This window comes from Hymenobacter algoricola, assembly GCF_039539525.1.
Lineage (GTDB): Bacteria > Bacteroidota > Bacteroidia > Cytophagales > Hymenobacteraceae > Hymenobacter > Hymenobacter algoricola.
The window spans coordinates 1-8,990 of the sequence record NZ_BAABDH010000085.1; the positions used below are offsets into that span (position 1 = coordinate 1).

Sequence of the window (8,990 nt, forward strand, 5' to 3'; positions counted from 1 at the left end):
TCGCCCATTTCATAGCCGCCGCTGCGCTTGATGGTGGGCTGTTGGCGTTTGGGTGTCTGCTGGGGGGTCGTGCGCTCCTGGGCCTGTTTCTCGGCCTGCTCCTTCTGCGCGGCGTACTCCCGGCCGAACGCCTCTAATTCTAGTTCTAGCCTGTGCTGGCCGTACTGCTGGCCACCCGTGCTCAGTTCCGCCCGCTGCTGCTGCACCTCGATGGTCTTCGCCAAATTGTTGCCACTGTACGCCCGGCCCAACTCGCTGCCTTTTAGGTGCTGGCCCTCGTACTCGAACACCACGGCCTGCAATTTCTCCTTCTGGTACGTGGCCTGCACCCCGATACCGTCCCGCTGCAGCGCCGCCGTCAGCTCCTCGGTGCTCGTGGCGTGGGGCAAGTGCCGGCTCAGCGCGTCCTGTACGTACAATTTGGCCGCCGCCCGCTCCGGCAACTGTTCCCGCTCAGCGCGGCGGTTGTCCTGGCTCACTTCCTGGGCACTGACCAGGCCGTACTGCTTTTCCAGCTGGCGGCACGCCTCCAGACTGTGGCGGTAGTTGTGCTGGTCGCTCACCGTGGCCCCCGCGTTGTCCACCCGGTTGACAATCAAATGGGCGTGGGGGTGGTCCTGGTCCTTATGGCGCACCAAGGCCCACTGCGTCCCCTCCGGGTCCACTTTCATCGCCTTCAGGTAGGCGCGGGCAATCTCCTCTATCCGCTCGTTGGGCAGCTGCGCCTTCTCCTCGGCGGGCCAGGCCAGCGCGACGTGCATCACGGCCTTGCCCAAATTCGGGTTTAGCTCCCGCTGCGCGTTGAAATCCGCCGCCATGTGCTCCGCCGACGTGCCGCGCACGCCCTCCGTGGCCAGCACCTCGGCCCCCTTCTCCTCCCCGAACACATAGCGGCAAATGCCGCCGAAGCTCTTGCCGATTTTCACCTTGCCTATCATCGCGTCGAATCGGGGGCTAAGTCCTCGAGTAGCCGGTAGAGCTGCACCAATACCTGCCGGGCCGCCTCGCTCACGTGGTGGCCGGCGTGGAGCTGCTTGGTGAGCTGGTTCAGGTTGCCGGCCATGCCGATGAGCTGCCGGAGCTGGGCCACTTCCTCGACCGTGCGCGGCCGGGGCGGGCGGGCCGCGTCGGGGGTACCGGCCCACACGGCCCGCAATACCTCGCCCATCGACTTGCGGTAGTCCTTCGCTTCGGTGGCCAGCTCACGGTGCTCTGCCTTGGTCAGTCGCACCGACACGGTATGCACCTGGTGGGGGGTGGTCTTCGGCTGTCGGCCTCGGCGGCGGGGGGGCTGGTCGGGTGGCATCAGGCGGTCCCCGAAGGGACAAGTTTAGTGAGCCCAGAGGGCGAACGTGTTTTGAGCGAAGCGAAAAACATAACTTGCTACACTACCGAACGACTCCTACACGGGCCTCTAAGGTACGGATACGGCCCACCTGCGCAACTTCCCGGCTATCCTTTTTCGCCGGCACTGCCTACCCCTGCATCCTTCCTCAGTTTCTAGCCCCTTCGCTACCTCGCTACCTCTTGGCTCTTGGTGGCCACTGTTTCATCGTCCCGCTTTTCCCCTTCGCCAGCACCGTACCGCTGCCCATTTTCTGACTACTTAGCTACTTGGCCACCTCGCTACCGTATGCTGCTCGGCCCCCTCCCCCACCGCCCCATTGGTTGCCCTGGTTCACGAGTTGCCCCCGTTTCGTTTGCCTCAGCACTCCCCCGCACTCCCTGGCCCATAGCAGTACATAAGCCCGACAAGTAAGTTTATAAACCTTTGATTACTAATAATATACATTTTATGAAATTCGCGCAAGTTACTGGCTTCTAGAACTTTGCTGGTTTTGTTTTGTTCGCGCCGTTGTACCCCCGAACAGTCCCTAAAAGCCTTTTTTTTCTCGCGCGAGTCACAAATTGTGATATTTTAGTTATTTGTTCTATTTGTAGGCCTCATAACTAGTTGATTTTCAATGAACCACAACCGGAAAGCGAACTTTTGGTAAGGTAAAGCGAACTTTTGGTAAGCTAAAGCGAACTTTTGGTAAGGCAAAACGAACCTTTGGTAAGGTTAACCCGAACTTTTGGTAAGCTAAAGCGAACCTTTATCCAGACAGTTCTTTTATTTAGTTCTTTTAACGTAGTATTGCATTCTTAACTAGCTTAATATGCTATGAAATTGGGTTTACAAGTCCGTCAACATAACGCCCTGACTACAGCTCGCTACGAATACAGCGAAACTCAGCTTGATGTGTTCTTCTACCTGCTCTCGCAACTACGCAAAGGGCAACCGGGGTCCGTCTACGAAATCTCCGTGCCGGCTATGAGCGAGTTAACAGGCAAGCAGTACAACTACAAGCGTCTGCGCGAAGCCACCAAAGAAATGGGTTCGCGCTGCTTCGAGTTGGAAACGACCGACGAGTTGGGCCAAAAGGTGTTCCGCCAACTCTGGCTCTTCAAGCGCGTGGATTATGTTATCGGCTCGGGCCGGCTGCGCGTCGAGTTCACCGAACCAGCCATCCCCTTCCTGTTCGACCTGCAGGCCAACTTCACTTCGTTCGAGTTACAAGCCGCGCTACTGCTCACCAGTAAGCACGCTAAGCGCGTCTACACGCTATGCAGCCAGTGGAAAGACAAAGGCGAAACTCCCAAATTTGGCCTAATCGAGTTCAAGCACATGCTGGGGTTAGTAGACGCCAAAGGCAATGAAGAGTACAGCGAGGTATCCATGTTTAAACGCAAAGTATTAGACATTTCGGTTAAGCAAATCAACGAGTTAACCGACCTAAACATCGGCTACCGCCTGCTCAAACGCGGCCGCAGTTTCGAGAGCCTGTTGTTCACGGTGGGCAAGCAAGCCGTGGCCATGCCTATTCCTTTCGACCTGGTGCCCGACGCGGCACCCTCGCCAGTCGGCATGGCTCCGCACCAGGTGGAGAACGCCGGCCGCTTGCTCGCGCAGCTGAGCATTACCACGCCAGAGCTGGTGGCCACAATCCTGGCCAACGCGGCGCACGTGGCGGCCTGCAACAAGTTCGCCCACGACCTGAAAACCGGCAAGCACGCCAAGGCCCATTCCCTCTCGGGGCTTCTGCTCACCATCCTGGGTCTTAAAAAGCCTACAAACGGGCCGCTGTTCGACGCGGCAACCAAAAAGCAGGCCTAGCCCGCCTACTTGCTAAAGACGCGCTGCCAGAGGCTCTTTCGGGCGGGTTCGGCTAACCGGGACGCAATGCCCTCTACCATCTGGGTCAGTTGCTCCACCTGCGCCTGCAAGTCGCGGGGACTCGCCGGCAATTGCGGGGCCTCCCCTTGGCGAAGCTGCCCTTGGACAAATGCCCGCACCTCGTCATTGAAGTACTGCCCGAGCGTCTTATCGGCGCGAGTTGCCGCTTTCTCTAACATGGCCCGTGTTTCGCGCTCTACCCCCCGTACGGACCAGGTGACGGCCGTGGTGCTGACCGGCTTGGGCGGGCGTCCCCCTTTATTACCGGCCTTACCCACCATAAGATGGTCAGCACTAGTTGATTCGTTGGCTGTCTTACCAGCACTGGTTTCGGTAAGACTGATTTCGGGCATTGTCTTACCTGTTTCCGTTTCGGTAAGACTGGTTTCGGACGTTGTCTTACCGGTTGGCGTATCTGTCAGACTGAATTTGGGCGGCATAGCAGGGCGTATTACACGGTGTAAGACGCATAGGTACGCCCAAATGGGCCACCCAACCAACTGTCTTACCACTTGTCTTACCGACTAGCAGAACCGCTAAGCCGTTAACTCCAAGACTTCTGCGGCCGGGATGCCCAGCTTTTGATACATGCGGCGCAGGAAGTCGCCGTTGGCTGGTCGCCGCCCGCGCAACACCTCGCTCAGGCGCGACTCGCCCACCTCCAGCAGCTGGGCGAGCTGCTTTTGCTTCAGCCGACGCTTGAACATCTCCACCTGCAGCCGGCCGGCCACGGTGGTCGGGGGGCCAGGGTTGTGGCCGTTCGCCTCCTCAAAGGCGTGGATGGCGTCGCGCAGCACCAGCAGGCGGGCGTGGTTGGCTTCTTCGTCGGTGGCCAGCGTCCGGAATTGCTTCACGGCGGCTTTGTGCTCGGCTTCGGTAGTCAGGTTCACGGGCTTGGGGAGTAGAACAAAAGGGAAGAAATACGACCTCAGAGGTCTTGCAACTGCTTTTTACTCAACTTGCTGTAATCGGCGTGGGTCATGATGCGCCGGATATCGACGGTGCGCAGCGAAAACAATACTTGGGCCACCAGCCGGTAGTGGTTGGGGTAGCGCAAGAGTAAGAACAGAAATTCCCGTTAGGCACTCCTAGCGTCAGAATTTAGCACGCAGCAGGTGCTTTTGTCTCAATAAGTCACGTTCTATGGGTGGTAGGAGCCGCTGATTAGCGAGATAACCAAACGAGACGCATTTGTGGGGCAGAAGCGGCGTGTCATTCAAAAATGCCTTAGCAGCGTTAAAACGCCCGTATTTTGAGACAGCTTGTCCGGCAAAAATTCGGTGCTACTGCCCTAACGGGAATTTCTGGTCTTACTCTTGCGCTACCCCATTTACCGCTTTGAGGCCGACTTGGTGTACGTGCTGCAATGCCGCTTCCACTACACGAAGAAGTAGGCACAAAGGCGTTATTGGACGCCGATAACGGGCCCTGCCCGAAAGACAGTGGCTGTTTGAATCACCGTTTGCGTGTACTGTTTGTGTCCATGCATCAGTGCTACGTTATCTGGCCCGCGCAACATGCCTTAGCGTCGTCTTTCAGTTTCCAATGTCGTGCGACCACGTAGCTTAGCAGTTAGCAAGTTGTTTGTTTTTGAGCTTATCCAAACTTTATCAGAATCAGAATGCGAGCATGGCTATTAGTGGGCGTTTTGCTGTGGCTGCCCCTGGCTTCGCAGGCGCAGCGTTCCCTTGACTCAACGCCGAGGTATCTCGAATCCGATGCACTACGGGCCAAAGACCGAATCAACGAGCGGCCGCGCTACGGGGGACTCACCAAGACGGCCGCGTACCTCCAAGCTGACCAAGAGTTTATTGCGCAGGCGCTGCGCAAGTATGGTACGGCCCAGGCTGCCATGCAGGCCCATGTCAACTTTGGTTGGCACTACCTAGCTACTGACCATGCGCCCACGGCCATCAAGCGCTTCAACCAAGCTTGGTTACTCGATTCCACGGCGGCTGACGTGTACTACGGCTTCAGTGCGTACCTGCAGCAACAAGGGCAGACGGAGGAAGCCGAACGGTTTTTGCAGCTTGGCAAGCGTCACGACAAAGGCAACGAAGCGCTGCTGAAGTACTACGCCAGCCAGGCCTATGGTCAGTCGTTGCGCCGGGACTACACCGGGGCTATTGCGACGAACGAAAAACTGCTGGCCTTGGCCCCCACCAATGCATTTGCTCATGGTAGAACCGGCTACTGGTACCTGCAACAACGGGACACGGCCCGTGCCGCTCAGTACCTGAGCCGCGCCGTGCAGTTGGACCCGCAGGATTCGGTTTCCTACCTGAACCGGGGCTGGTTGCGCTACGGGCAAAAGCAGTACCCCCAAGCCGTGGCGGACTACACGCAGGCAATCCGCATCAACGCGCACTATGTGAGCGCTTACGTCAACCGGGCCTTGGCCCACACCGATGCGGGCAACCACGCGGCGGCCATTGCGGACATGCAACACTGCCTGACGCTGGTGCCCTCCCGTGACAAAACCGAGATATACTACCTTCTTGCGCAGGCCCAACTAAAAGCCAAAGACTCCAGTGGGGCGTGCGAGGCGTTGAAGCAAGCCCTGGAATGGAGCTACACTCCAGCGGCGGAAAAGGATATCAAGCGCCTCATGAAAAGTACCTGCCGGTAGAGGCTTGTTTGAGCAAACCCCTGCCAGCAGCCCCGCACAAAGTGTCGATTTGCTTCTTCAGCTGGGAGTGAGTTCGTAAACTCGCCACCAAGTGCTTTCTCACGACTGGGGCAAACAGGATTTAGGGGGCAGTGGGGAAAGAGAAAAAGTGTACCCACTGCCCCGGTTTTGTCCCTTAACATAACATCGGTTATAAGCGCACTCTTAGAATCGTGGTGGTTTTTCGTCCGTAATACTTCTTACTTTAATTATGGGATTTTACTTATTTATCATCCCTCGTTGGCAAGAGATCAAATGATTTTTTGGTAGTTGCTAGCATAGTATTACCTTGCATGTGATTACCGCCCTAGTTTCCTCACTACCCTATTGCTCCAGCTTACTCTTTTCAACGACTACGTCAGTCGTTATAGAGTAGTGTTTGGGGCTTTTTTCATGTCAATTTTTTCTTAATTCTCTAAATATAAACGCATGAATAAAAGATTCTTAGTTCTGGCATTGGCATCGGCCATAGCTCTGTGTGCGACTAGTTGTGAGAAACTAGACGATATGAAAAGGCATGATTCCTCAGGTATCGTTGGCGCGCAGTCTTTTATCACTTCTTCTGGGGTGGTGTACGAAAACGGCTTGCTCTCATTCACGAACCAAGCAGCATTGGACCGGACAGTGGAGGACCTTGCTGCAGCCAGTCACAACCCAACTCCACCTTTTAGTCTAGAATCTGGTGTAACTAGTAGCAGCATTGGCCCCCCACAGGATGAGGGAGGTTACGACGACCCTATCATCGAAGACAGTGCTTTGGTCAGCTTCGAGCGCCAATTTCCCGGTTACGTATCCAAGCGCGTAGAGATCCAGCAACAGGAACGCCAACTGATGGACCAAGATCAATGGTCAAGCACTAACGATCCCGACGATTTTTTTGTGGATAGTGACGTATTACGAACCCTTCTTAATACACAATTAGAAATCAAGATTGGCACCTCGATATTCGTCGTTGTCAACGAACATTTGGTTCTCGAAATCACTAACAACGACTGGACCACACTCAGCCTTTATCGCCAAGGCGACAGCAGCTATTCAAGTAGCCCTAATCTAGTATACCATTACGATAATTCCGTTGCCAACCGACCTACCGACTGTACTAGCGAGTTTGTATCGTCTAGAGCCTCTGATGGCCTTACGTTCAGCTTTACTCCTGACATTGGTCCCTCAACTGGCCGGGTGTACAATTGGGAGTTCGGAGACGGTATAGTATCTTCGATGCGAGCACCCAACCATCGTTATGACAAACCAGGCACATACGTTGTTATCTTACGACTAGGTGGCTATTGCGCCAACCAAAGTACAGCACATACCGTTGTAACAACCAACACGCCCTTAAACTGCACTACAATTATTCCCAATAATGCATACGACTTTACTGTCACTAATTTAGGTCAGAATTTCACCTTCGAGCTTGCCAATAATTATACTAATCGCTTCACCTATATCTGGGATTTCGGCGATGGGGACGTAACTACCTATCCGACTGCAAACCGCTCGCATTTCTTTTACCATAACTACCTCAATGGAGGTGTATATACAGTCCGGTTATATATTCAAAACAATCAGGGTTGTGTAGCAGAGCGTTTAGTTCAAGTCAATGTACCTGCTAACGAATGCATTAGTGTTTTCTTTGATCGCGACAAAGAGTACGAAGATAATTACTTGACCGATAAAAAATTCAAGTATAAATTATGGGCAACCAACGTTCCGTTTTACCACCGAGTAGGTGTCAAGACAAAAAACTACGAAAAAAGAAAAGGCAAGTGGAAACAAGCGAAGGCCCCAGTAATTTATGCTCGCATTTATGGCAATGTATACTACCCACAACAAGGAGGCGCTGAATGCGCGAATCAGACGCCGATTAACGATGATGATCGGGACAACAATGGCGATACAGCCAAAACTGATGTAGCACTGGGCAGTTCTTACCGGCTGAAGAGGCAGTCTATCCGTTCTCAGCATTACGTTGAAGTTGGTGGCGTACGGTACAATTCGCGAGTCCAACTAGAAATAGATTAACTCACCAAAACTATAGCAGGCAGTAATAACTGCCTGCTATACCCATTTTATGGACAAAAAAATACTGTTGTCATTGATTTGTGCATTGTGGGTCTACAATAGTGCGGCTCAGCAGCGAAAACTCAAGTTAGGTATATCCGCAGGGTTGGTTAGGAGTTTCGTCTATCCGCAAAACTTTTCCACCAAGGGACGTGACGATTATGTACATGCAGAAGGGCAGATAGGATATATGCTCAGCTTGCATGTAGAAAAACCCCTTACTTCTAGAATCGCTTACAACTTTGGGGCTCGTTTCCTAAGTACGCCCACTTACTATGATGTGGCTCTCTTAGTACCAAACGCATTTCTAGTTACACACACGTGGCGGGCCGAACGTCGTAATTATCGTTTTTACAATGGATTATCATATACTATATTAGAGCGAGGCAACAGGAAACTTCGCACGTTCGGGGGTTTGCTAGCGGGCGTAGAAACACAAAGAATACAAATAGACCATACCAAGTTTTCATTTTACGAAACCTATGCAAATAACTTGGCCGTGAACTTTGACTATACCAGTTCGATGGAGCCTATATGGCTTATGGGTACTGAATTAGGATTGGGTGTGAGGTTATTCAACGGAGTTGATCTAAGTCTTTTGTATAACTATAATTTCACCCACACTCCCAAGATAAATTATACGTCTACGATCAGCTATGAAGGTCCACCTGGCAGCCCTCGAACGTCAACAGGAACACTGACAGGCCGACCTAATTTTGCTGCTGCAGAATTAGTTATCTGGTTTAACTGAGTAGTAGACGGCTATCCAAGGCAGTAGAATGACTGCACTAAATTATGGCTTCCCTATTGGGAATCCGCCTGAGGCGTAGCAAGAGCCACATATTGAGGAAAGTAAGGTGCGGCTCTGGGAAATTTCTTACGATAAGCTTGCACTTGGTCGTAGTAAAATAACCCTTCTTTCCGCAGTCGCTCATTGGCGGGGTTCTTGTTCCAAAAGGGCGGTTTTACACGCTAAGCAACTAACCAATTGATTCAGTGATTATTGCCGGCAGAAAATTTGATGTTTATCAAAAAGGAAATCCT

General features: G+C 53.2%; 9 protein-coding genes. 4 read left to right on the forward strand and 5 right to left on the reverse strand.

Translation table 11 applies throughout. The annotated features are described in order from the left end of the window. The coding region (locus ABD842_RS14150) for a relaxase/mobilization nuclease domain-containing protein (protein ID WP_345115137.1) at positions 1 to 938 on the reverse strand (938 nt) is incomplete at its 3' end. Beyond that, on the reverse strand, positions 935 to 1,231 hold the full coding sequence (gene mobC / locus ABD842_RS14155; protein ID WP_345115140.1) for a plasmid mobilization relaxosome protein MobC: 297 nt from the start codon (positions 1,229 to 1,231) through the stop codon (positions 935 to 937). The genes mobC and ABD842_RS14150, both read right to left, overlap by 4 nt. Before the next feature lie 933 nt (positions 1,232 to 2,164). Here mobC and ABD842_RS14160 point away from each other — a divergent pair. Continuing rightward, positions 2,165 to 3,157: a replication initiation protein gene (locus tag ABD842_RS14160; RefSeq protein WP_345115142.1), complete on the forward strand. Its 993-nt coding sequence runs from the start codon at positions 2,165 to 2,167 to the stop codon at positions 3,155 to 3,157. Between the two features lie 5 nt (positions 3,158 to 3,162). On the opposite strand, the gene ABD842_RS14165 is transcribed toward ABD842_RS14160, so the two are convergent. From ABD842_RS14165 to ABD842_RS14175, 3 genes are all read right to left on the reverse strand, one after another. After that, positions 3,163 to 3,657 carry a hypothetical protein gene (locus ABD842_RS14165; protein WP_345115145.1) on the reverse strand — a complete coding sequence of 165 codons (495 nt, stop codon included), beginning with the start codon at positions 3,655 to 3,657 and terminating at the stop codon, positions 3,163 to 3,165. A gap of 96 nt (positions 3,658 to 3,753) precedes the next feature. After that, positions 3,754 to 4,107, reverse strand: a complete 354-nt coding sequence (locus ABD842_RS14170; RefSeq protein WP_345115148.1) for a helix-turn-helix domain-containing protein — start codon at positions 4,105 to 4,107, stop codon at positions 3,754 to 3,756. A 38-nt stretch (positions 4,108 to 4,145) separates the two neighbouring features. Further along, positions 4,146 to 4,274: a type II toxin-antitoxin system HigB family toxin gene (locus ABD842_RS14175; RefSeq protein ID WP_345115151.1), complete on the reverse strand. Its 129-nt coding sequence runs from the start codon at positions 4,272 to 4,274 to the stop codon at positions 4,146 to 4,148. A 591-nt stretch (positions 4,275 to 4,865) separates the two neighbouring features. On the opposite strand from ABD842_RS14175, the gene ABD842_RS14180 reads away from it, so the two are divergent. The 3 genes from ABD842_RS14180 to ABD842_RS14190 all read left to right on the forward strand — a co-directional run bounded on the left by ABD842_RS14180 (position 4,866) and on the right by ABD842_RS14190 (position 8,697). Then, positions 4,866 to 5,846 carry a tetratricopeptide repeat protein gene (locus ABD842_RS14180; protein WP_345115154.1) on the forward strand — a complete coding sequence of 327 codons (981 nt, stop codon included), beginning with the start codon at positions 4,866 to 4,868 and terminating at the stop codon, positions 5,844 to 5,846. A 468-nt stretch (positions 5,847 to 6,314) separates the two neighbouring features. After that, positions 6,315 to 7,907 (forward strand): PKD domain-containing protein, encoded by a 1,593-nt coding sequence (locus ABD842_RS14185; RefSeq protein ID WP_345115157.1) that lies wholly within the window; start codon positions 6,315 to 6,317, stop codon positions 7,905 to 7,907. A 49-nt stretch (positions 7,908 to 7,956) separates the two neighbouring features. Beyond that, positions 7,957 to 8,697 (forward strand): hypothetical protein, encoded by a 741-nt coding sequence (locus tag ABD842_RS14190; RefSeq protein WP_345115160.1) that lies wholly within the window; start codon positions 7,957 to 7,959, stop codon positions 8,695 to 8,697. The last annotated feature ends 293 nt before the right edge of the window (positions 8,698 to 8,990 follow it).